Source organism: Syntrophobacter fumaroxidans MPOB, assembly GCF_000014965.1.
In the GTDB taxonomy this organism is placed as follows: domain Bacteria; phylum Desulfobacterota; class Syntrophobacteria; order Syntrophobacterales; family Syntrophobacteraceae; genus Syntrophobacter; species Syntrophobacter fumaroxidans.
This window is the reverse complement of sequence record NC_008554.1, coordinates 3,000,588-3,025,000: the sequence shown is the minus strand read 5'-3', so window position 1 is coordinate 3,025,000 and position 24,413 is coordinate 3,000,588. Positions and strand designations below refer to the sequence as shown.

Annotated in this window: 15 protein-coding genes and 1 pseudogene; 10 read left to right on the top strand and 6 right to left on the bottom strand. The window is 59.1% G+C overall.

What is annotated here, in order from left to right; translation table 11 throughout:
- Positions 1 to 24: 24 nt before the first annotated feature.
- Positions 25 to 2,097 carry a glycine--tRNA ligase subunit beta gene (gene glyS, locus SFUM_RS12645; protein ID WP_041442590.1) on the top strand — a complete coding sequence of 691 codons (2,073 nt, stop codon included), beginning with the start codon at positions 25 to 27 and terminating at the stop codon, positions 2,095 to 2,097.
- Between the two features lie 431 nt (positions 2,098 to 2,528).
- Here glyS and SFUM_RS12640 read toward each other — a convergent pair whose 3' ends face one another.
- Complete coding sequence (locus SFUM_RS12640) at positions 2,529 to 2,876, bottom strand: hypothetical protein (protein WP_041440467.1); 348 nt, start codon at positions 2,874 to 2,876, stop codon at positions 2,529 to 2,531.
- A gap of 338 nt (positions 2,877 to 3,214) precedes the next feature.
- On the opposite strand from SFUM_RS12640, the gene SFUM_RS12635 reads away from it, so the two are divergent.
- The 5 genes from SFUM_RS12635 (at position 3,215) to aspA (ending at position 9,696) form a co-directional block, all read left to right on the top strand.
- Positions 3,215 to 4,951 (top strand): sensor histidine kinase, encoded by a 1,737-nt coding sequence (locus tag SFUM_RS12635; protein WP_011699291.1) that lies wholly within the window; start codon positions 3,215 to 3,217, stop codon positions 4,949 to 4,951.
- Positions 4,941 to 6,266 (top strand): sigma-54-dependent transcriptional regulator, encoded by a 1,326-nt coding sequence (locus tag SFUM_RS12630; protein WP_011699290.1) that lies wholly within the window; start codon positions 4,941 to 4,943, stop codon positions 6,264 to 6,266. The genes SFUM_RS12635 and SFUM_RS12630 overlap by 11 nt, the downstream gene beginning before the upstream one ends.
- A 636-nt stretch (positions 6,267 to 6,902) precedes the next feature.
- On the top strand, positions 6,903 to 7,268 hold the full coding sequence (locus SFUM_RS12625; protein WP_011699289.1) for a hypothetical protein: 366 nt from the start codon (positions 6,903 to 6,905) through the stop codon (positions 7,266 to 7,268).
- A 403-nt stretch (positions 7,269 to 7,671) separates the two neighbouring features.
- On the top strand, positions 7,672 to 8,097 hold the full coding sequence (gene rnk / locus SFUM_RS12615; RefSeq protein ID WP_011699287.1) for a nucleoside diphosphate kinase regulator: 426 nt from the start codon (positions 7,672 to 7,674) through the stop codon (positions 8,095 to 8,097).
- Between the two features lie 198 nt (positions 8,098 to 8,295).
- Positions 8,296 to 9,696 (top strand): aspartate ammonia-lyase, encoded by a 1,401-nt coding sequence (gene aspA / locus SFUM_RS12610; RefSeq protein WP_011699286.1) that lies wholly within the window; start codon positions 8,296 to 8,298, stop codon positions 9,694 to 9,696.
- A 22-nt stretch (positions 9,697 to 9,718) separates the two neighbouring features.
- On the opposite strand, the gene SFUM_RS12605 is transcribed toward aspA, so the two are convergent.
- From SFUM_RS12605 to SFUM_RS12595, 3 genes are all read right to left on the bottom strand, one after another.
- The gene (locus SFUM_RS12605; protein ID WP_011699285.1) at positions 9,719 to 12,994 is read right to left on the bottom strand and encodes an efflux RND transporter permease subunit; all 3,276 of its coding nucleotides are present in this window, start codon (positions 12,992 to 12,994) and stop codon (positions 9,719 to 9,721) included.
- Between the two features lie 81 nt (positions 12,995 to 13,075).
- A complete protein-coding gene (locus SFUM_RS21830; protein ID WP_011699284.1) occupies positions 13,076 to 14,821 on the bottom strand; it encodes an efflux RND transporter periplasmic adaptor subunit in 1,746 nt (581 codons plus the stop codon).
- Between the two features lie 452 nt (positions 14,822 to 15,273).
- Positions 15,274 to 16,590, bottom strand: a complete 1,317-nt coding sequence (locus SFUM_RS12595; protein ID WP_011699283.1) for a TolC family protein — start codon at positions 16,588 to 16,590, stop codon at positions 15,274 to 15,276.
- A gap of 1,044 nt (positions 16,591 to 17,634) precedes the next feature.
- Here SFUM_RS12595 and SFUM_RS24200 point away from each other — a divergent pair.
- Positions 17,635 to 17,889 (top strand): annotated as a pseudogene (locus SFUM_RS24200) (IS1634 family transposase); the annotation flags it as partial.
- An 11-nt stretch (positions 17,890 to 17,900) separates the two neighbouring features.
- Here the strand turns inward: SFUM_RS24200 and SFUM_RS12585 are convergent.
- Together SFUM_RS12585 and SFUM_RS23150 are read right to left on the bottom strand one after the other, a co-directional pair.
- Positions 17,901 to 19,637 carry a cation:proton antiporter gene (locus tag SFUM_RS12585; protein WP_011699281.1) on the bottom strand — a complete coding sequence of 579 codons (1,737 nt, stop codon included), beginning with the start codon at positions 19,635 to 19,637 and terminating at the stop codon, positions 17,901 to 17,903.
- A gap of 806 nt (positions 19,638 to 20,443) precedes the next feature.
- Positions 20,444 to 20,584: a hypothetical protein gene (locus tag SFUM_RS23150; protein ID WP_153307213.1), complete on the bottom strand. Its 141-nt coding sequence runs from the start codon at positions 20,582 to 20,584 to the stop codon at positions 20,444 to 20,446.
- 320 nt (positions 20,585 to 20,904) lie between these two features.
- Between SFUM_RS23150 and SFUM_RS12575 the strand changes: the two genes are divergently transcribed.
- The 3 genes from SFUM_RS12575 (at position 20,905) to SFUM_RS12565 (ending at position 24,361) form a co-directional block, all read left to right on the top strand.
- The gene (locus SFUM_RS12575; protein WP_011699279.1) at positions 20,905 to 21,240 is read left to right on the top strand and encodes a hypothetical protein; all 336 of its coding nucleotides are present in this window, start codon (positions 20,905 to 20,907) and stop codon (positions 21,238 to 21,240) included.
- A gap of 52 nt (positions 21,241 to 21,292) precedes the next feature.
- Positions 21,293 to 22,336 (top strand): radical SAM/SPASM domain-containing protein, encoded by a 1,044-nt coding sequence (locus SFUM_RS12570; RefSeq protein ID WP_011699278.1) that lies wholly within the window; start codon positions 21,293 to 21,295, stop codon positions 22,334 to 22,336.
- A gap of 708 nt (positions 22,337 to 23,044) precedes the next feature.
- Entirely contained in the window at positions 23,045 to 24,361 is a 1,317-nt protein-coding gene (locus tag SFUM_RS12565; protein WP_011699276.1) for a DUF2254 domain-containing protein, read from the top strand.
- The last annotated feature ends 52 nt before the right edge of the window (positions 24,362 to 24,413 follow it).

Genomic DNA, 24,413 nt, shown 5'->3' with positions numbered 1-24,413 from the left:
CGCAACACACCGATGGAGGAAATCGTGGGAGAACCCCTTTATATCGAAATTGGATGCGAAGAGATCCCCGCGGGGTACATCGCGCCCGCCCTGGAATCCATGTCCCGGCAGATGACGCGGTTTCTGGACGAGAACCGGGTGGGCCGCGGCGAGCCCCACGTCACCGGCACGCCCAGGCGGCTCATACTGTCCATTCCCGACGTTTCCACGCAGCAGGAGGCGTGTACGACGGAGATCATCGGTCCGCCGAAGCAGGCGGCCTTCGACGCCGGGGGAAAGCCCACCAGGGCGGCGGAAGGATTCGCCAGGGGCCAGGGAGTGACCATCGAGGACATCCGGATCAAGGAGACTCCACGCGGCGAGTATCTCTTCATCCTGCGGGAGGAATCCGGTTCCGCCACCCGGGCGCTCCTGGAGAAGATGCTCCCTGACTTCATCGCTCACATCCCGTTTCCCAAGTCCATGCGCTGGGCCGGGCTGAGCGTGACGTTCGCCAGGCCCGTGCGCTGGATCGTCGCGCTCCTCGGCCGGGAAACGCTCGACCTCGAATACGGAGACATCCGAAGCGGCGACAAGGCCATGGGACACCGGTTCATGAGTCCCGAATGGCTGACCGTGACGGACTACGACTCGCACACGCGGAACCTGGCCAAGCACTACGTCATTGCGGAAATCGCCGAAAGGAAGAAGCTCATCGCGGAGAAGATCCGGGAAGCGGCCGTGGGAGTCGGCGGCGGAATTCTCGAAGACGAGGAGCTTCTCGACGAAGTGACCCAGATTGTCGAATACCCCGAGCCGATCGTCGGGGAATTCGAGGAGAAATACCTCGAGCTGCCTCCGGAGCTCCTGATCACCGTGATCAAGAAGCACCAGCGATACTTTGCCGTGACCGATACGGACGGCAAGCTGCTGCGCTACTTCGTGACGGTCGCCAACACCATTCCCAGGGACCCCCGGCTGGTGGCCGCGGGCAACGGGCGGGTCGTGCGGGCTCGCCTCGAGGACGCGCGATTCTACTATCGGGAAGACCAGAAGGTGCGGCTGGACGATCGGGTCGAGCAGCTCAAAGGCGTGGTGTTCCATTCGAAGATGGGTACGAGCTGGGAAAAGAAGGAGCGTTTCACGGCCCTGGCCCGGTGGCTGGGGGAGCGGATCGCACCGGATCGGCTCGAAACCCTCCTGAGAGCCGCTCACCTCTGCAAGGCCGACCTGGTGACCGGCATGGTCGGTGAATTCCCCGAGCTCCAGGGGGTGATGGGACGGGCCTACGCGCGGCTCCAGGGAGAACCGGAAGCGGTGGCCGCGGCCATCTTCGAGCATTATCTGCCCAACCGGGCGGGTGGCTCGATTCCCGAAGGCATGGAAGGCGCCCTGTTGAGCGTAGCCGACAAGATGGACACCATCGCGGCCTGCTTCGGCGTGGGGTTGAATCCCAGCGGCACGGCGGACCCATTCGCTCTGCGCCGCCAAACCCTCGGAATTCTGCGAATCATCCTTGAGAAATCGTTCCGTCTATCGCTCTGCGAGCTCATCGACAAGGCATTGCCGCTGCTGGCGGACAAGCTGACCGTCCCGCCCGAGACGGCCAGGAAGGACGTCCTGGAATTCTTCCGAGGCCGCCTGCTGCACTACCTGGTGAGCCAGGAGGGGTACGCCGCGGACCTGGTGGAGGCGACTCTGGCGGTGGGGATTGACGATCCGGTGGATGCGGTGGCTCGCACAAAGGCACTGGTGGCCTTCAAGGCCCGGCCCGATTTCGAGAGTCTGGCCGCCGCCTTCAAGAGAGTGGCGAACATCATCAAGGAACCCGAAACCCTGCCGGTGGAACCCGAATTGCTTCAGACGGCGCCGGAGCAGGCGTTGTTCGGTGCGTTGAGCGATACGGAAGGCATCGTGAACGAAGCCCTTGCCCGGTCCGACTACGACGCGGCCCTCGAGGCGATGTCCAGGCTGCGCGGGTTTGTCGATGCCTTTTTCGATTCGGTCCTGGTGATGGACAAGGACGAGCGCGTGCGCCGCAATCGCCTGGCTCTGCTCACCCGGATCCGGGATCTGTTCTCGGGGGTCGCGGATTTCAGGAAAATCCAGACGGCCTAGTGCCGCGGCCCGCCCCGAAAGCAGGCCGTTCGGGGACGTCCGGAGGCGAACCCGGGGATGTCCACTTGTCTACATGGCCGGGAGGTGGGGCAAACGGGAAATGTCGGTCAGTTGAAGCGGGCGGGATAAACCCCGCCCCCTTTGTATGCGGCTGCCCGACTGTGCGGATCGGTAGGGTGGGCACGGTTCCTCCGTGCCCACGATCAGTCCGAGCCTCGTGGCCCCGCAGAGGTCATGATCGCTGCGAAAGCCTTTGACCGCTATCAGTTTCTTTCCATGACAAGCTTGATCGTGCGATTCATGGGATCGTTGGTGAACGCCATCGCGGTCTTCTTGATGGGTCCGGTGTAGTTGCTGAGCCTCAGGGCCATTGTGATTTTTCCCTCGCCACCGGGAGGGATGCTCCGGTCGAACCGGGCTTTGGCGCAGCCTCAGTCGGTCGAGACCCGTTTGATCTCCAGGACCCCGCCGCCCGTATTCCTGACGATAAACGTGTGAACGATCTCCTCCCCGTTGGCTTCCTTCCCGAATTTGAAAACCGGATTATCGATCGAAGCCGTAGGGGTTCCCTGAGAAGATGCAGGCGTGACGGATTCTCTTGAAACCACGCCTGCCGGTTGGCTCCCGGTGGTGGGTTCTTTCGAGACCGCACCTGCCGGTTGACTCCCGGTGGTGGATTCCTTCAATGCCGCGCTTCCCGGTTGCTTGCCGGAGGAAGCGCAGCCCGTCGCAAGCTGCAGAACCAGGACCAACAAACAGAACTTCCACAATCGAGCCATACTCTCTCTTACCTCCTTTATAGTGTTCATGGAAAAACATCCCGCCAGACCATCCTTTTCGCCAATTCGGAAGAAATGTCAACCCGAATCACGCGATGCTCCGCAGGTACACCGGCTCGACCGGTCAAGGGCCGACGGTTGCCGGAGCACGTTCCGTGGAGCGGATACGTCCCCGACATTCGTTTTTGCCGCCCGTTCCCGGGTTCGTGCTACAATTAAACTTTTGGCAGGCTCTCAGTGGAGCTCCGAACTGTCACTGACGGCCGCGCGAACTAGGCGGAGTCCTGTTCGTGGAGGCCGTATCACGCTCTTGGCCGTCAAGGCGGGGAAGGACAAGCATGGGATCGAGGCGATCGGGTCGCCGCGGTGCCGATGAGGAACTGGTCGGATTGACCACCCGACTTCTAGAAACGGCCGCCGAGACCCCGGCGCGATCGGTTTTTCTGAGAAGAACCCTGGGCATGCTGGTCGAATACTCGGGCTGCGATGTCGCAGTGGTTTGCCTGGATGAGGATGAACCGTGCCTCCGCGAGGCGGAGAATCAGGGCGACGGTGTGGTCCGGGTTCGGCGAAGCGACATTCCGGGCGGGAAATCGACCGGGAGAGGGGTGTCCGGGTGTACGGCCGGTCTGCTCAATTTTTTTCTTGAAAGAAAGAGCCGGATCGAAAGTGCCGCGATCGGTCGTTTCTCCGAGCGGGGGACTTTCTGGACCGCCGATGCGCGACGGTTGCGGGCCGAATTCGAAGACCCGGCGGTGACCGTTCTTTCCGATGATTGGAAACGGATCGGGGCCGCTCGCTCCATTGCATGGGTCCGTCTCAACGAGGACGACCCGTCCGGCGGGTACCTTCAGTTCTCCCGGAGCCGTGCCCGGTTGAGTGCCCGCGACGTGGGATTTTTCGAGTCCCTGTCCCGGGTTTTCTCCATCGCCCTGCGGCATTGGCGCGTTACCTGGTCTCTACAGGAACGGGTCAAGGAGCTTTCCTGCCTCTACCGCATCGCCGGGGTGCTGGATACCCCGGACAAATCCATCGGGGATATTCTTCACGAAATCGTGAACATCATCCCTTCGGCATGGCTCCATGATGAAGACGCCGTTTCTCGGATCACGCTCGATGAGCTGACGTGCGCCTCGTCCGGCTACCTGGAAGGGCGGCAGGAGCAATCGGCCGATATTGTCATCGAAGGTCAAAGAAGGGGATGTGTTTGTGTGGCGTATCTAAGAGACAAGCCCGAATCCGACGAAGGCCCTTTCCTGGCCGAAGAGCGGAAACTGCTCGACACGATTGCACGGGAACTTTCGCTGCGCATCGAACGCAGGCTGTATGAAGACGAACAGGCCAGGGTGAAGGAACAGTTAAAGCACTCGAACCGGCTGGCCGTCATCGGCCAGCTTGCGGCGGCGGTGGCCCACGAATTGAACGAACCGCTGACCAACATCCTGGGATTTGCCCAGTTGGCCGTCAAGGAACCCGTTTTGCCGGAACAGGTCGGCGGCGACCTGGAGAGGATCATCGCGAATTCGCTCCATGCCAGGGAGATCGTGCGAAAACTGCTCATGTACGGCAGAAAGATGCCCGAACGCAAATCCCCCATCGATGTGAACAAGGTCGCGAGGGAGGCGCTGGGCCTATTCGAACATCGCCTGGACAAGGAGAACATCGAGCTCGAGCTCGAGCTGTCCGGGGATGAAGTCCGGGTCCTTGCCGATCCCGCACATCTGAGGCAGGTGGTGGCAAACCTTGTCCTGAACGCCATACATGCCATGCCGCAAGGCGGGACGCTCCGCGTGGGCACCCTGCTGAAGGGGGCGCAAGTGGAAATAGTCGTCCAGGATACCGGTGGCGGCATCAGTGAAACGATCAAGGACAAGATATTTATTCCTTTCTTCACCACGAAGGATTCTCACCACGGCACCGGGCTCGGCCTGCCCGTGGTGCGGGAAATCGTCACGGGCCTCGGCGGGACCATCACGATCGATAGCGCTCCCGGCTCCGGAACGGCGGTCCTGGTGAGTCTGCCGGGCGCGGTTCCGGGCCTCCGGGAGGATGGAGGAGAAGGGAATGGCCGATGAACGAACAAGCATTCTGGTCATCGACGACAGCAGGGATACCCTGGAGGTTTTGCAGAGAAACCTTGTTTCGAGAGGTTTTCAGGTTCTGGCCGTTTCCGAGGTTTCCGAAGCGATACGACTCCTTGAGACGCAAAACATCTCGCTCGTCATCACGGACATAAGGATGCCCAAAGTCGACGGATTCAGCGTGATCCGGCACGTGCGTGAAAACTGCAAGGGAGTCGAGGTGCTGGCAATCACGGGTTTTCCAACCATCGACGGCGCCATAAGGGCCATGAAAACGGGGGCCGGTGAGTACCTGATCAAGCCTTTCACGGACGAGGAGCTGTTTTCCGCCATCGATCACGCCCTTGCCAGGCTGAGGTTGAAGAAGCAGGCCTCGCCTTCCGCGGCTCCCCGTCGTCAATATGGGATCATTGGGGAATCCAGGGCCATGATGCAGGTTTACGAAGCCATCGAGCACGCCGCGTCGAGCAGCGCAACCGTTCTGATTCAGGGCGAGAGCGGAACGGGCAAGGAGCTCATCGCGCGAGCCATTCATTACGGCAGCCGGAGGGCGGGATTTCCTTTTGTCCCGGTAAACTGCGGAGGAATTCCCGAGCCGTTGCTCGAAAGCGAGCTTTTCGGCTACACGAAAGGGGCCTTCACGGGGGCCGCGGGCAGCCGCGCCGGTTTTTTCCAGACGGCGGATCGAGGCACGATCCTGCTCGATGAAATAAGCGAAGCGAGTCTGCCCATGCAGATCAAGCTGCTCCGGGTTCTCCAGGAGGGTGAAATATGCATGCTGGGGTCCAGCAAGCCCCGGAAGGTGAACATCAGAATTGTGGCCGCCACCAACCGGGTTCTTCATGAGCTGGTGCGGCAGGGCTTGTTCCGGGAGGACCTGTTCTACCGGTTGAACGTCATCACCATCGATGCCCCACCCCTCCGCGACAGGGGCGACGACATCGTTCTGCTCGTCAACCATTTTGTAAAAACGTTTTCGGAGCGTTACGGCAGGACCCCGCCCCGGCTCTCGGAAGCGCTGCTCGGCATTCTTCGCGCCTATCACTGGCCGGGCAACGTCCGGGAACTGGAAAACGTCATCCACCGGTTGTTGTCCATGCCCTCCTCCACAACCCTGGACATACCGGATCTGCCTCCATTCATGCGCTTCTCCGCCGTTGGCGAAGGCAGCCTCAATCGCACGCTCGCAGAGGTGGAAGCGGAACACGTTCGGAGAGTCCTCGACAGTGTCGGCGGAAACAAGACCCTTGCGGCGAGGATTCTCGGCGTGGACAGAAAGACGCTTCGGGCGAAACTGCGGAAGACTTGATACGAAGTTGCGTGCAAGATGGATCTTTCAAGCACAAAAGAGCGGGGGAATGATTCCCCCGCACCCCCCAAGTTTCGGCCACACGCGCAAGCGCGTGAGGCCGAGTGCTCGGCGCTGTCGGCGACTGGCCGGAGGCCGCCGCCGCAGCGCCACACGGAGCCGCGAAGCGGCGAGGGGGTGTGGGGGATACGTCCCCCACGCTTTTAGAGTATCATTTTGAACGCAATTATCCATGCCCCCTGCGACACCCGCGAAGCATGAAAATGGACTCACCCGGGAATCGATTTTCCAGGTAAATCCGTATGAGACCGATTTTCCCGTGTTTTCCAGCGGATGCCGCGATATCCCGTTTTGGGGAAAAGCCGGCTGCAATCTTCGCACCGGGGTATTTCCGCCGATTGCACCGGTGCGTCTCCGGTGACCTCGGGCGCTGAACGATTCCCTTGTTCCGGCGGGGAAAATCTCCCCGGCAGGGTCGAAATTCCCCGCCCTCTCACGCGCCCCAAATTGTCGACCCCGATTCAACTCGCTGAAATTCAATGAGATTTCTACTTTCACGAAGTCGGCACCAATATTGCTCTTCTATTGAACCGGTGGGATCCCGAGGTTTCTGAAAATCTTCTTTAGGGAGGACTCATGATGAAGAAGGAATCCGGGTCGACGAAAAGGCAAGGACCCCCGAAGATCGAATCGGGCCATCGGCAAAGATCGGCGTATGCGGAATCCGCGCAGGCATCGGAACGCCAATACCTGGGCCTGTGCTCCACCTGCAACGAATCCGCCCGTTGCACTCTTGTAAGAGACCCGCAACTGCCGGTGCTCTTCTGCGAGCTCTTCGATTGTTCGCCGCGCATTCCGCCCAATCCCGCGCGGCCGGGGCCGACGGCCGGCCCGAATCACTCTCAACGGTCTCTCGGTCTGTGCGGAAATTGCGACAAGCGCATCGACTGCAAATTCGAGAAGAGCGAGGGGGGCGTCTGGCAATGCGAGGAGTATGAATAGGGATTGATCCGCCTGCGGTCGGCACGGAGATCGCCCCTTACGGCACGGACGTTTGCGACCCCGTGGAAGGCGAAGCCGCGGGAGCTTTCGAATGCGGGGTATACGGCCGTTTCGACCCTTCCGGTTGACATTCGGCTTGAAGGTTACGCACGGAAAGGATTTTGGAGGACCGTTCCCACAGGCGCTCACCGCCGCGGCGGCTCGCTTTCAAAGCAGCGCCCTCCGTCTCCCAACGGAACACGGTCCTTCCGGTCCGCGGCCGGGTGGGAACACGGCGGGCGGGAAAGCGGCCCTCGCCCGCCGGGGCGCGTGGCGGAGCTGGTCGGTGGGATCGGCGGTCCACACGGCACGCTTTCCCTCGTGTTCCGGGGTTCGCGGGGCATTTATCCGCTGGAGGAAGAACATGGCGAAAAGAAGAAAGATATACGTGAGTGATTACGATATGAAGCGTCTGGAGAAACTGATAGAGTTGTTGTCGGAAGATGAATGGGATGACCGCGACACGAAACATCTGCAGGTGCTTGAAGAAGAGTTGCGCAAGGCGGAGGTGGTGGCTGCGCGGAATATTCCCCGGGATACGGTGACGATGAACTCCAAGGTCCGCGTCAAGGATCTGGATACGGGGATCGAGACGATCTATCATCTGGTTTTTCCCGGTGAAGCCGACGTGAAGCAAAACAGGATATCCGTGCTGGCTCCCATCGGCACGGCACTCATCGGGTACGCCGTCGGGGACGTCATCCAATGGAATGTTCCCGCGGGGACGAAGAAATTGAGAATCGAGGAGATCCTCTATCAACCTGAAGCGGCAGGGGATTTTCATCTCTGAGCCGATTCGGTCTCAATGGCGGGGACAATGTGCTCGAACCGGGGGGAATGCTTCGCGGACGGACGAAAGCGGACAGGTTTGAAACATGGTTGAATGGTTCGAACGCCGCCGTTTGCGCGCGGCGATCGTGCGCCTTCAATGGACCATGCCCCCCGAAGCGGGCGGACGAACCGGAAACAGGAGTCGGAAGTGAACGAGATGAGGCGGGAACACGACCTGATCGGAGAGATGCAGATACCATCCGAATGCTATTATGGCATCCAGACGCTTCGCGCCGTGCACAATTTCGAGATCACCGGCGTGCCGATTTCCAGTATGCCCGAACTGGTTCATTGTCTCGCCTATGTGAAGAAGGCGGCCGCGCTGGCGAATCTGGAGCTTGGCGTGCTGCCTTCGCCCATAGCGAAGGCCGTTGCCGACGCCTGCGATGAAGTGATCGAAGGGAAGCTCCTGGGTCAGTTCGTTGTCGATGTCATCCAGGGGGGTGCCGGCACGTCCACCAACATGAACGCCAACGAAGTGATTGCCAACCGGGCGCTCGAGCTCATGGGCTTCGAAAAAGGCCGGTACGACGTCGTCCACCCGCTCAACCACGTGAACTGCTCCCAGTCGACGAACGACGTGTATCCGACGGCCGTCAGGCTGGCGCTGCTCATGAAACTGTCCGGGCTCATGGAGGAGATGACGTCGCTCCAGGAATCGTTCACTGCCAAGATCACGGAATTCGCGGACGTGATCAAGATCGGGAGAACGCAATTGCAGGATGCGGTTCCCATGACCCTGGGACAGGAATTTTCAGCCTATGCGACCACCATTGGCGAGGATGTCCAAAGGGTTGGCGAGGCCCGCGAGTTGCTTCTCGAAATCAACCTGGGCGCCACCGCCATCGGCACGGGGCTCAATGCGCCGCCCGATTATGCGCGGGTGGTGACCCGGCACCTGAGCGGTCTCACAGGACTGCCGCTGGTCACGTCGGCGAATCTGATCGAAGCGACTTGGGACACGGGCGCTTATGTCCAGGTTTCGAGCGTTCTGAAGCGGGTGGCGGTGAAGCTGTCCAAGATATGCAACGACCTGCGGCTGCTCTCCTCCGGCCCGAGAGCCGGCCTCGGCGAAATCAACCTGCCCGCGGTGCAGCCGGGCTCATCCATCATGCCGGGGAAGGTGAACCCGGTGATTCCGGAAGTCGTCAACCAGGTCGCTTACGAGGTCATCGGCAACGATGTGACCATCTCTTTCGCATCGGAAGCCGGGCAGCTCGAATTAAACGCAATGGAGCCCATCATCGCCTTCAACCTGTTCCGGTCCATAGACATGCTCGGTCGATCCTGCCGGGTCCTTGCGGACAAGTGCGTCGACGGCATAACGGCGAACAGGGAGCGCTGCCGCAGAATGGTCGAGAACAGCATCAGCATCGTGACCGCTCTCAACCCCATCATCGGCTACGAAAAATCGTCCGCGCTGGCCAGGGAGGCCCTCGAAACGGATCGATCCATCTACGATCTGGCGATCGAAAAGGGAGTGCTGAGCCGGGAGACCCTCGACGAAATCCTCACTCCGGAAAACATGACGCATCCACGGTACCTCAAGAGACGGTGAGAGCTCCGTAACGGGAGTTTCCTCAGTTTGCAGGGCCGGTTCCCTTTTTCACATGGAAGTGCCAGCGCCAGACTTCGTAGATTGCCGGGTAGACCACCAGTTCCATGATGAACGACGTGAAAATGCCGCCGATCATCGGCGCGGCGATGCGTTTCATGACGTCCGATCCGGCGCCCGTCGACCACATGATGGGAACCAGCCCGAGAAACATCACCGCCACGGTCATGAATTTGGGCCGCAACCGTTTCACGGCCCCTTCCAGGATGGCTTCCCGCAGGTCGTCCTTGCTCTGCATCCGCCCTTGTTTCCGGCGCGCGTAGAAGGCGAGGTCCAGGTAGAGGAGCATGAAGACGCCGGTTTCGGCATCCACCCCCATGAGTGCGATCACCCCGACCCATACGGCGATGCTGAGGTTGTAGTCGAGCAAGTACAGAAACCAGAATGCCCCGACCGCGGAGAACGGCACTGCCAGCAGGATGATGAGGGTCTTGGACACGGCTCCCGTGTTGAAGTGGATCAGCAGGAAGATGATGAAAAGCGTAATCGGCACCACGACAAGGAGCCTTTGCTCGACGCGCTGCAAATACTCGTACTGGCCGCTCCAGACCAGGCTGTAGCCGGGAGGCAGTTTCACCTTTTCCAGCACGGCGCGCTTGGCGTCCTGGACGTATCCGCCGAGGTCGCGGTCCTTGATGTCCACGTATACGTAACCGCTCAGCCGCCCGTTGTCGTCCCGGATCATGCCCGGCCCGGACACGATCTTGATGTCGGCAACCTGGGCGAGGGGTATCTGGGTCCCGTCCATGGTGGTGACGAAGGTGCGCTTCAGCCCGTCAAACGAGCTCCGGTAGTCCCGCATGTAGCGCACGTTGACCGGGTAGCGTTCGCGCCCCTCAATGGTGGTTGTGACGTTTTCGCCTCCCACCGCGGAGCCGATGACCGTTTCCACCTGTGCGACCGTCAGGCCGTAGCGGGCGAGCTCCTCGCGTTTGAGGTCGAAATCGATGAAGTATCCCGCAGCGGTGCGTTCGGCGAACACCGTCACCGTGCCGGGAACGTCCTTGATGACTGCTTCCATGTTCTGCCCGATGGCCTCGATGGTTTTCAGATCCTTGCCGAGTATCTTGATGCCTACGGCCGTGCGAATCCCGGTCGACAGCATGTCCGCGCGCGCCTTGATGGGCATGGTCCATGCGTTGACGACCCCGGGTATCTGCATGGCTTCATTGAGCCCGCCCGGACCGTAGACCAGGTCGTTGGTGCTTCTGTGGTCGGGCCAGGCACGCCTGAGAATGCTCTGAAGCCACTCGGGGGCGAAATCCGAATACCAGCGCGGCACTTTGGGCCATTCCGAGGGCGGCTTGAGGAGAATAACGGTCTCCATCATGCTGAATGGAGCCGGATCGGTGGCGGTTTCGGCACGACCCGCCTTTCCGAACACCCGCTCGACCTCCGGAAAGGACTTGATCACCTTGTCCTGCATCTGGAGCAGGTTGGTGGCTTCGGTTACCGAAATTCCGGGGACCGTCGTGGGCATGTAGAACAGGGCGCCTTCATCGAGGGGCGGCATGAATTCGGAACCAAGCCGGTTGAAGATCGGGACGGTGGCCGCAACCACGAGCACCGCCGCAAGAATCGTCGCATATTGGTGCCGCAGGACGAACTCGACAACGGGGTGGTAGATCCTCATCAGGGGCCGGCTGATGGGGTGATTCTCCTCGCTGTGGATCCTGCCGACGAGCGCGGTGTTGGCAATCCAGGCAAGCCAGCGGGGGCGGAACTCGTAATGCGTCATGCGCGTGAAGAGCAGACGGAGTGCCGGATCGAGCGTGATGGCGAGCACCGCCGCGATGGCCATGGCAAAATTCTTGGTGTAGGCGAGGGGCTTGAACAGGCGGCCTTCCACGTCTTCCAGGGTGAAGATGGGCAGGAACGCAACCGCGATCACCAGCAGGGCGAAAAAGCTCGGTCCTCCCACCTCCTTGACGGCCCCCACCACGACATCCTTGAAGTTCTCCCTTCTTCCCTCCGCTTCCCAATGTTCGAGCTTCTTGTGCGTCTGCTCCACCACCACGATCGCCGCGTCAACCATGGCCCCGATGGCGATGGCGATACCGCCCAGCGACATGATGTTGGCGGTGAGGTTCATGCCGTACATGGGGATAAAGGAGATGATCACCGTGATGGGGATGGTGAGGATCGGGATGATGGCGCTGGGAATGTGCCAGAGAAAGATGAGAATGACCAGGCTCACAATGACCAGTTCCTCGATGAGCGTATGCGTCAGCGTTTCGATGGACCGGTCGATCAAGTCGGAACGGTCGTAAGTGGTGACCAGTTTTACCCCTTCGGGCAAGGTGGGCCTGATTTCTTCAAGCCTGTTTTTGACCCGCTCGATGACCTTCAGGGCATTTTCCCCGTAACGCATGATGACGATGGCGCCGACGGTTTCCCCTTCCCCGTCCAGTTCGGCCACTCCGCGCCGGATATCCGGTCCCAGCGCCACTTGGCCCAGTTGTTTCAACAGGATGGGCGTCCCGGTCTGCGCATTGGTGCCGACCACGATGTTTTCGATATCGGCTGTGGACTTGATGTAACCCCGGCCTCTCACCATGTATTCGCGGCCGGAGAATTCCAGGAGGCGTCCCCCGACGTCGTTGTTGCCGGCGCGGATGGCTTCCACGACCTTTTCCACCGAAACCTTGTAGGCAAAAAGGGCATTGGGGTCGAGATTGACCTGGTACTGGCGGACGAACCCGCCGATGGGGGCCACTTCCGCGACCCCGGGGACCGACTGGATCTCGTATCGCAGCTGCCAGTCCTGGATCGAGCGCAGTTCCGCGAGGTTATGCCTGCCGGTGGTGTCCACCAGGGCGTACTGGAACACCCAGCCGTTGGCGGTCTCATCCTTGGCCATTTCCACCTGGACGCCCTGGGGAAGGCGCGGGAGGATGTTGCTCAGGTATTCCAGCGTCCTGGAGCGTGCCCAGTAGATGTCGGTCCCGTCTTCGAAAATCACCTGGACAAAGGAGTAGCCGAAGTCCGAGAAACCCCGGATGTCGCGCACCTTGGGCACGCCGAGCATGGCGGTCGTGATGGGGTAGGTGACCTGGTCTTCCATGATGTCGGGGCTGCGGTCCCAGCGGGAGTAGATGATCACCTGCGTGTCCGAGCGGTCGGGAACGGCGTCGAGGGTAACGTTTATCATCGCATAGTAGCCGGAGGCGATGGCCATGCCGATGAAAACAAAGACGATGAACTTGTTGTTCGCGCAATATTCGATGATCCTGTCGATCATTTCCCAACCTCTTGGACTTCATGAGAGAGAGGCTCAGCCGGAAAAAGAGGTGGCCGAGCCGAGCCGGCACGCCCCGGTCGCTTACTTGCCGCCGGCTTGGTGACTCTTCGGGTCGTGGGACGACCGGCCCGTATCCATGCCGGGAGGCACGCCGGAACCACCTGTTGAGTGGCCCGCATGGCCGACACCCGTCCGAGGAGGGGCGGTGTCTTCTCGCTGCATGGTTTTTCCGTTCTTTTGCTGATGCGACGAGTGGTCAATACCGGAAGGCGGCTGCCCCCTCCCGACCCCGGCCTCCCCGCCGGTCGCGCCGTGTCCCGCGTGCGCCGGACTCCCCATCCCTCTTAGGGCGGATTTCAGCCGGCTTTCGGAATCGATCAGGAAATTCCCGGAACTGACGACCTGTTCACCCGGATTCAGCCCACTCACAACGATGAAGCGATCCCCGACCCTGGCTCCCACTTGGACCTTGCGCGGTTCGAAATAACCGTCCCCAAGCGCCACGAAGACGATCTGCTCCGTGCCGGAATCCAGGACCGCTTCCTGGGGAATCGAGACTTGCCGCCCGAAGTCTACTTCGATGCCGACATTGGCGTACATATCGGGTTTCAGCTGGAAATCCGCGTTGGGGAATTCCATCCGCACTTTGAGAGTCCGGGTCGTTTTATCGACTTCCGGGTAGATGTAGGTCACCTTGCCTTTGTAAGTCTTGCCGGGAACATAGCTCAGCGTCATGGTGGCGTCCTGTCCCAGTTTGATCAAGGGGACCTCATATTCATAGACCTCGGCAAGGGCCCAGATCGTGGAAAGATCGACGATGGAGTAGATCTCCGTCTCCGGTGTGATGCGTTGCCCCGGGTAGGCGTTGCGATTGACCACGAAACCGCCGGCGGGTGAACTCAGGGTCATTGACGTCGAGGGCTTGCCCCGCTTTTCGATTTCCCTCACCTGGGCATCGGGAATGTTCCACAAACGAAAGCGTTCGCGAGTCGATTCATACAGAACGTTGGCGCCCGATGCCGCTTCATCGAAGACGCTGCCGGCGAAGGTTTCCTTGGATTTCCTGGCCAGGAGCAGCTCCATCTGGGTGGACACCAACTCCGGGCTGTAAATGCTGATCAGGGGCTGGCCTTTTTTCACCAGTTTTCCGGTGAAGTCGACGAACACGCGATCGATCCAGCCATCCACGCGCGCCTGTATCCGCGAGATTTTCGTTTCGTCGTAAGCCAGCCGCGCGACTGCGTGAATCGTCTTCGACAGGGAGTCTTTTATCACTCTGCTGTACCCCACGCCGATCAGTTGCTGTTTTTGGGGGCTGATCTTCAGCACGCCCGGAGGGAGTCCCGCCCCGGGCCGGTCCTCTTCCTCATATACCGGCACCAGGTCCATCCCGTCCGGGGCCTTTCCCGGCTTGTCCGACCTGAACGAGGGATTCATGGCGTCCGTCCAGTAAAGGATTTTTCGCTGCTCCAGCGGTTTGCCCTTCGCCGACGTTTGTTCCTTCGCGGCCTGCTCTCCGGCCTCGGGGGCCTTCTCCATCTTCTCGAGGTTCATGTTGCAGATGGGGCAGGTGCCGGGTTTGTCCGACCGGATCTGCGGATGCATGGGACAATAGTAGACATCCTTGGATTCTGCCTCTCCCTTCGAGCCCGCGAGCTTTTCGATCTCTCCCACGATTGCCGGATTGCGGGCGGTGTAGAATCCACCGGCGAACGCCCCGATGACCAGCAGCAGGATCAAAACCCGGCGGCCTCTCTTTTTCCCGGTTCGGGTGGTTCCCGGCTGGGACAGTCTCTCCCCCGGCTCTTTGTTGTTGAGCGGTTTCATTTACACATTCTCCTTCCGCATTGTTTCGCGCCGGATGATAGATGTGAATCAGTCATTCCGATATCTTTCGGATGATCGATATAAAATAAACGACGAAGTCTGATAATCATATAGCCATATAGATGTTGTATATAATTATCAAACCAATAGCTGGACAAGTTGAATATCAATAAATTGTATTTGATCCGAAAGAAAACGATAGTCTATTCGAGCAAGCATTCCATGCTTTTTACTCCGGACGCTTTCGCAGCGGTCTACCGACAAGCCTCCAAAATTGGGAGCGAACAGAGTCTTCAACTCGATTCAAAGAAGGTTTCGTCACCGTAACAAGCAAGATGGAAATTGGCTTTCCTGGCATTCTCGTCGTCCCTCGCCTCTCGGACGGATGTGAAGACGGCAATTGAAAGCAGCGCATGAAATCCCGACGTTCACGCTTGAACGACTGCAGTTGATCAGCCTGTCAGGTCAGTCCCCACAAGCAATTCGGTCTGGGCCAGTGCTTTCTCAAAATCGCTCAGGGACTCGTACATTTTGAGCTCGACTTCCTGCAGTGCCAGGAAGCTGTCGATCAACGTCAGGAAATCCGCTTTGCCGACCTGATAATTTGCAATGGCCGACTGCAACGAGAACTTCGTTTGGGGAACAAGGACCGTGGCGTAGAGCTTGACCAATCGGTCGGAAGAGGTGGCTACCGTATAGAGTTGCTTGATTTCCGAATCCAGAGACACCGTCGTGCTTTCCCGCATTTTTCTGGCGCTTTCCAGGCTTGATCTGGCCGACTCCGATTCCGGCCGCTGCTTGCGCCAAAAATATAGAGGCACGCTTGCTTTGAGCATCCAACCGTACATTTTGGGGTTCTCTTCACGATCGTAGTAGTTGAATCCAAATGAGAAGTCGGGATAGTAGCCCCTTTGGGCCAGCTCCACAGTCCTTTGCCCACGCTCCACCTCGCGCTCTCTCACTTGAAGGGCGGTTGAGTTCAGCTTCGCCATCTGGCTCAATTCCTCGAGTGAATACTTGAGCTCGGCTTTCTGAAAATCCGCCGGTTTTCCCAACGGAGCATCGGGAGGCCGATTGAGCAGTCTGTTGATCTGAGCTTCAGCGGTCACGCGGCGCTGGTCAAGTCTCAGTAAGCGTTCGATGTTTTTGGATATCTCGACCTGAGCTTTCAGCGCATCCTGTTGAATGCCCTGGCCGACCCGGTACCTGGTTTCCGCAACCTCAGCCAGGTCCTGCAGGAGCTTCATGTTCGTGCGCACTATTTCCATGGATTTTGTGACAAGAAAAAGCTCGTAGTACGCTTGCTTGAGTTCTGCAACGATTTGTCTGCGGGTTTGCGTGTGGTTCAATTGTTCCACTTCCGCCTCAATGGATGCGATCTTTCCTTTGAGTCCCAGTTTGCCTGGAAAAGGGATTTCCTGCTCAACGCCGATCACTCGTGCCGATGACGGGTCTCCTCGCTGCAACTTGCCAGGGATGACATCGCCCATCGACTGTAAAGTTACAGTGGGGTCGGGCAGCGTTCTCGCGGCGGAGATGGACGCCTTCTTCGCATGGGCGGCACTCTCCGATGCTTGAATGGCGGGGTTATTCTCAACGGCAATCTTCAGCAGTTCCCCCAGGGTTATTGTCTCTGATTTCTTTGGTTCTTCAGGAGCTGATGGGGTTGTTCCAGCGCTGAGCAAATCTTTCGAATGCACGTTTGGAGCGCCAATCACACATAAGACTATGGCAAGCGGAATTCCTTTCAACGCTTTCTTGACGAACATTGCTCGCTCCTGGTAAATTCTTGACAATCCTTAAATTTCGCCTTGTTCTGAGAGAAACTCCGGAAGGTCCGTCGGGTCGTGATTGAGGCAGAAGGCGTGCCACCGACTGGGAATTCCATTCCTGCGGTCAGTGATGCCGAGGTGCGTTCAAGATGACACAACACCTGCCCGTCGGGAGGTGTGACGCGGGGGGACAAACCCCGCTCCTGCGGACGGATGTGCCCGTCAGACCTGGGAGAGGGCTTAATGCCCTCCCGCCCAATGCACTCATCTTGAACTCAAAATGGTATCAGACGCTCTTTGTCGGCTGTTCATAGACGGCAACATTCAATGCGACGCTTTCCGCGCTTTAACCCTCGAAGCCAAGGGAACATACCCGGTCAATCGTCTGAACCGTAGTGCCCAAGTGGTCAATGCCGGTCTCGCGAGCAGAACTCCCGGTAGATCGGAACGAAGCCTGCTCTCTTTCTCTCCTCTTTGTTCACCTGCGTTTGCGTGTCGTTGTCCTTCGGCGAACGGGACTGACCCTTCAGGAGCTATGCGAGGAATCCGCGGGCGCCATGGGATTGGGATCCAGCTTTCGCGGGAAGAAATGAAGTTCAACAGGGCGGGTCGCTGTGTCACTGTGTCGCAATGCAGCACGATCGATACAAAGTTCATCGGAAAGATGGGAAAAGGATGCGAAATGCGTTCAAGTTTATCAATGACTCCGGGGGGATTGACGTGCGATTTCCTTCCCCAACGGTGATTCGTTCCGTTTCTTTGGCGGTGCCTCTCCCGGGTCGGGCAACTGCAGGCACACTCAACGCCCCCCGCCGCCGGCCTCAGCGCGAACATCCGCTGCGCGAACCCGCCTCTCATGCGGGATTGCGGCGGAAGAGACTCTCAAAACCGGTCCATGATCCGGCTCCGTTGGTCAACTCGTCCCCCAGGATTGAACTTGCTCAGTGTGATGGGGCATGTCAAGGCCACCCGCGGTGATTCGAAAGTGACCGACTCCCGGGGAGAGCCCATGATGCGTTCACCGGGCGGCGAGCTGCCTCCGCAGGTCAGGCTGCCCTGAAGTCCAAGGAGTTGTGGCAGGTCGAGCCCGTCTTCGGGAAAAAATCGGCGCTGGGAACGCGCCCCGTCTTCCACCGGCGTGACCAGACCATACGGGGCCACATCTTTTGCAGATCCCTGGTGCTGGGGATCAAAAAGGAACTCTACGGCCGTCCGAAGGCCGAGGGGCATCATTTCCAATGGGATGAGATCAGACAGGACCTGGAAGCCCTGCAGGAAACGATCATCGAAGAAAGCGACCACCGCCTTCAATCGAGCACTTCTCTTCGGTCCATGAGGTGCGTCATTTCTTCATCCCGGTAGCGATCGAGGTCTTCGTGCAGGGAATGGGAGATGATTTCCGCCAGGAACCTGGCGGAGTGTATTCTCGGGATGAAGACGAAGTCCGCGCCCTGCCGGTAGAGGTGCAAGGCCGTCTGGAGGGTATTGGCGGTGACTATGATCCGGGCCTGCGGGCACAGGCGCCTTGAGAGGTTCAGCAGCCTCTCGTTGGTGATGCCGCGCAGGACGGAATCCGGGATGGTGCACACCAGCGTTTTCGAGTAATCGAAGTGGGCGTGCATCAGCGTGTCCACACTGGAAATATCCCCGTAGATGCACTCCACATCGCGTTTGGTGAGCTCGCAGTGGACCACGGGGTTGAAATCGACCACCAGTACCTTGTCCTTGAGAGGAACCCCGTTTCCATCCCGGATGGATTCGATTTCGTGAAAGATCGAGCTCGCCTCCCTGAAGAAACCCAGAAAAACGATCTCCTTTTGCTCTTTCGCCCCCTCCCCCGCGGCGGGTTGTTGGTCGATATCCCTCAAGCCGATTCTGCGGAGCACAGGAGCGATCTTCGCCTGGATCTCGTGATTGTACTGGATCATGTAGGTCGACGCAACCGAAGTGATGGCAAAGACAAAAGTGAGAATCCCCACCACCTGGGGATCGATGTGGTTGAACCCGAGCCCGAGGGACGCGATGACCAGGGAAAACTCGCTCATCTGAGAAAGATTGATGGAGGGGATGAGACTCGCCCTCAGGCCGTTCTTCATGGAATGGAGAACGGGAAAAATGGAAAGGAACCGGGTGAGGACGAGAAACGTGGAGGCGACGGCCGCATAGGCAAGCAGCGAGACCGTTGGAACGGGAATCTGGAGCCCCAGCCCGACAAAGAAGAGCGTCACGAAGAAGTCCCTGATGTTGATGACCTTGGCGATCACATCGATGTTGTAAGGAAATGTCGAGAGGCTCACTCCGGCCACCAGGGCTCCCATTTCCTTCGAAAGCCCCACCTCGTCCGCAATGCCGCTTATGAGAAAGCACCAGGCCACGGCCGTAATGAGCAGCAGCTCCGGGATCTTCGCGATGAACGAGAACACGTGCGCCAGAAGGTACCTGCTCACCGAAAGGCTGAACAGCACGAGTCCGGCGCCCTTCACGAATGAAAGCAGAATGGTCGACACTCCGGGGCTCAGGAGATTCGGCTGGAGGGAGAGGAACAGTATGGCCCAGATGTCCTGAAAGACGAGTATCCCGAGAGTGATCCGGCCGGGCAAAGTGGTGAGCTCGAATTTGTCGTAAAGGATCTTCACGACGATCATGGTGCTGCTCAAGGCCATGGCGACCGCAAGATACAGCGCGTCGAACCTGCCTCCCCCGAGCTGGAAGCCGAGAAGGACAAAAAAGCCGATTCCAAGCGCCGTGCAGATGAGGAATTGGGAGATCCCCGAAATGATGAGAGTCCGCCCGGCCGAAAGAAGCTTCTTCAGGTCGATCTCGAGGCCGATGATGAAGAGAAGCAAAATAAGCCCGATTTCGGAGATGAGAGTGATGCTGGCCTCATCCTCGATCAGTCCGAAACCGATCTTCGGACCGAGCACGATCCCGGCTGCCAGGTAGGCCAGAAGCAGCGGCTGCTTGAAAGCCCTGGCAAGAAGCGCAAAGCCGGTTGCGACGACAATGGCAAGCCCGATGTTCGACAAGAGATTCACTTCATGCATGTGCTGACAACCTCAACCCCCGCCTGACATGTTGTACGATCGCGCGAAAGCCCGGCAACGTCCCGCTGCCGGAATGCCGGCGGAAAAAGGGCACGCTTGCGGGCGGCCTTTATACGCGCAAGGCTCTGGAAACGACGATTGTGCGTGGCGATCCACCGCACCGGTTTTCTCGCGCGTTCATTCGTGTTGAATTCCGGACTGCAGGGTCAAAAAAAACACATGGCCGCTCCCGGCCGGGGGGTTCGCGTCTTCACTTTGTACGGCCGGATGCAGCCTTTTCATCGTTCCGAGCAACGCTTCATCATTCGACCACCAGGGAATCACGGAACGCATTCCGATTCCGGGTTCACGCCGGAAAACCCTTGAGGCACACCGATGAAGCCCGCTGATCATGTATTATCCTCCCCGAAAAGGCAAGAGAAAGGTCACGGCGGCAGGCGGGCTTTCTGCTCGCCCGCCGATATTGCCGCCTGGAACGCAACTGCCCATGGCCCCTGCGTCACCCACAAGGCATGAAAACAGGTTCCCGGCACTGACTTCATGCCCTCCCGTCAATACTGAAACCTCAAACGCATGTTCACATGAGACAATTCTTGTATGAGACAATTTTTATTGACGAAATTTGACCGTTTTGATAGCTTATTGCATCGCCTGAGTCCATAGGGCTCATTCCGGCAATGAATATCCTTAATATCGAAACAAGCTCTAAGATCCCAAAATAATTAAAGACTCAGGTGAATTTCAAGAATCATGCGTTCAGTGAGCATCGATCGGTGGCGTCGTTGCAGCTGTTTCCGGAATCATTTTTATCCGGAGACGTACTCTTCCACTGTGGAGAGCAATTGAAACAAAGGTCCATAATGGTAAGGGTACTCGTAGAGAGCTCGTGATATGCGATCCGCCTGCTCGATGGGAGATCGCGGATGATCGAGGCGCTGATTTTCCATTAAAAGTCTTCACGGATTCGGTTTATATTCGTTCAAAACGGGTGTTCATCCGGTTTCTCGAATTTGAGTGTGTTTGCTCTATCCATAACTGATCCATGTCACGTTGAAATCTCAAGAGGCTATTGTCGGGGGGACCATTACGAGACGGAGCCGTGCGTGTTCGGTGACAAACCGTTTGTCTCCCGGACCGTGTCGAGCCTCAAGACGTTCAGTGGTGAGCAGTCGGGTCGGATTCGCGGCAGGGTGCGATTGCCGCGACCGATCCTTATTGGCCTGAAACCGACAACCTGACCACAGACTCATGAAAAAGGGAGAAGCCTATGGCAAACGCACGAGAATTGACTGCGCTTCGTTACCAGTTTTGGGAGGAAATCCTGGACAGGAAACACTGGGTCATGTATCTGCAACCGCCGATTCTGGACCTCAGCGAGCTGCGGGAGGTGTTTTCCAAGGCTCAGCAGGCCGAGCTCGCCAAGGTCATACAGACGCACACCAAGGCCTTCATGGTGAAAGGCAAGGAGCCGCCCGCCGAAATTGCCGGAGCGATCAAGAACTTTGCCGATGACATCGCGAGCGGTCGTGAAGTCACGGTAAGGGCCGGCGACTACATTGCCGTTCAGAATTTCATGCGGGCACAGAAGAAAGCGAGCAAATGACGGAATGCCCGGGGCATGGTTTTGAGCCCCGGGCGTTTCCCGGGAGACCATCATGTCGAACAGGTTCGAAAGCTTTCCGGTGCTCGTGGGCTGGGAACTGACATTGGCATGCAATCTGCGCTGCAGGCACTGTGCTTCATCCGCGGGCGAAGCACGCTCCAACGAATTGACCCTGGACGAGGCCCTGGCGATTTGCGACCAGCTTCCTCCTTTGCTGGTGCTGGAAGTGGTGTTCACCGGCGGCGAGCCGCTCCTGAGCCCTCACTGGGAGGCGATTGCCAGGCGCCTGCGCGAGCTGGGAATTCACGTCGGGGTGGTCACGAACGGCACCCTCATTACGGACGAAATGCTGGAACGGTTGCGCGGCGCAGGCATAACGGCCATGGCGGTCAGCATGGACGGGCTTTCGGAGACGCACGATTTCATCCGCGGCGTGCCCGGATTGCATGATCGCGTGATGAGAGGCATTGAACGGTCCCTGAAAGCGGGATTTCAAATCACGGTCATCACTACGGTGAATGCACTCACTGTCCGGGAGCTGTCGGGCATGCTGGAGCTCTTGCAGGGCATCGGCGTGAAACGGTGGCAGCTGCAGCCGGTATTTGGTTTCGGGCGCATGCGGGAGAGCCGGCAACTCCTGCTCGGCGACGCGGATTATCTCGAATTGGGGAGATTCGTCAAGCATTGGCACCCGATTGCGGCGGAGCGGGGGGTGACGATCTTTCCCGCGGATGGAGTCGGATACTTCTCCGAGCTCGACGTCTCGGGGCCACGGTGGAAAGGCTGCAGCGCGGGAATCACGACGTGCGGCATCATGAGCGACGGGAGCGTGAAGGGGTGTCTGTCCTGGCCCGACCACCTGGTTGAGGGGAATCTGCGCGCAAACGATTTCTGGGAGATTTGGTTTCGTTCGGGCGCGTTCGCTCACACGCGGCGGTTCGGCAAAGAAGACCTGGGCGGGAATTGCCTGGGCTGCGAGGTGGGCGAGGAGTGCCGGGGCGGTTGCTCCGCCATGTCCTATTCGGAAACCGGGCGGTTCCACGCCGACCCGTACTGCTTCCGTTCCATCCTGAACCGGATGCCGGCCTTGAGCTGACCTGGGGCGAGGCGCGGACGGCCGGGCGGAGCCTGCACCTGCCCTCGCCAGGGCTCGAACCTGCAGGGCGACGAACGCCCGGGGATTTCGAAACCCGGTTTCAGCAACGCTCAACGGCATCCGCCCCTTTCCCCCCGCCGAAATACTTTTCAATCCGGTGCCGGACCAGGTGTCGGAGCCGGTTGCATTTTGACCCTTGTCCTTTCATAATATCGAACCGAGCCGGAGCGGCCGATCCGGCTTTCAAGCCGGGACAAGTCTTTTACCTGCCGCCGGGCGGCTTTACCGACTGAACCCCGGCCCAATTTCATCATTCCTTAGGTGCACGACAAGAAACGAGCCGTCGAGTGGTGCCGGCAGCAGGGACACAGGAGTTCGTCCTCGGGCGGGCCGCTGTCGCCGGACGATTTCCGGTGCGGGAAGTGATCCCGGGGCGGCGCCGTCATGCCTCTCCGTCCACTGTGCGGGAGAGTGCAATAGGCTGCTCGAACGGGCTTCGAAACAAAACCGCGGCGCATTTGCGACCCGACCGTGAGCGCTTGAAGCCTGCCGGAGGCAGCCATGAAGAGAACGGTCTCCACGTTCCATGCATGCAGACGGTTAGCGGAAGGTTCCTGCAACGGGCGTGGGCCTGCAGGTTGATCGGCGCGGGAAACCGGGATGACGCCGGGTATGTGTGAGACATCCGGCATCAAGGAGAATGGTCGAATGGACTGGAATCGACGGTACGTCATCAGGAGTTACATCAGATCGTCATTGTGGATCATGCCCTTTTTCGCTTTGCTGGCTTTCTGGGTGACCAGCCGCATAACATACGGAATCGGCGGGTGGCTCCTGCGAACAGGCCGAATCGATGAGTCGGCCGCCTTCATGGGCGTAACGATGGTTGGAGCGCGCTCGCTGCTCGAAACCATCGTCACGTTGAATCTGTCTTTCGTCGTCTTCACATTCGGCTCGCTGCTCGTGGCGATTCAAGTCGCGGGAGGGCAGTACACGCCTCGGATCATTGCCACAACGTTGCTGCGGGACAATACGATCCGGTTCACCGTCAGTTACTTCATCTTCACCCTGATGTTCAGCTTGAGGGTTTTGTTCAGAATGGGCGGCCAGATCGTCCACCAGTTCAACATCTTCATTGCGGCGTTTTTGGGGGTGGTATCGATGGTGGTTTTCCTTTACCTGATCGACTACGCGGCGCGATTTCTGCGCCCTGTCAGCCTCGTGCGCCGCGTGGGAGAGGCCGGGCTGGCGGTCATCGATGTGGTTTACCCGGAGCCCACCGTGCAGGCGGGCGCTGTCGAGCCACCCCACATGCCCACGGCTCCTTGTCGGACCGTTGCCAATGAGGGCGCCTCGGGCATTGTGCTTGCCGTCAATCTGACAGGATTGGTCGAGCAGGCGCGGACGGCCGACGGAATTATCGAGTTCGTCCCGCAGATAGGAGACTTCGTGGCCAAGGACGAACCGCTGTTTCAATTGTATGACGGTGCTCGCGCCATCGATGAGCGTCATCTGGCCGGGGCGGTTGCACTCGGATCCGAACGCACGATCGAGCAGGACCCGACCTTTGCGTTCCGCATCCTGGTCGATATTGCGATCAAAGCTCTGTCACCGGCCATCAACGATCCGACGACGGCTGTGCTCGCCATCGACCAGCTTCACCGTCTGCTCAGGCGCGTCGGAATGCGGCATTTGGGCGGGGAGCGGCTCTGCGACGCCCACGGGCGGCCGCGGCTCATTTTCCGTACGCCGAACTGGGAAGACTACGTGCACCTCAGCTGCATCGAAATACGTCACTGCGGAGCGGGCAGCGTTCAAATCATGCGGCGGATGCGTTCAATGCTGGAAAATCTGGTGCAAACCCTGCCGCCGCACCGTCATGCCGAGTTGAGCCGGCAGCTGGAGCTCCTGGATCGCACGATTGAGGGCCACTACTCTTTCCCCGAGGACGTCGCGATTGCACGGCGCCCTGATTCGCAGGGCTTAGGGGGAACACTGGGAGTGCAACGGGCAAATGACGCGTGATCGGTCGGCGGCGCGGGGCACCACGGGTAAGAGCGGTACGGGATTCGCAGGT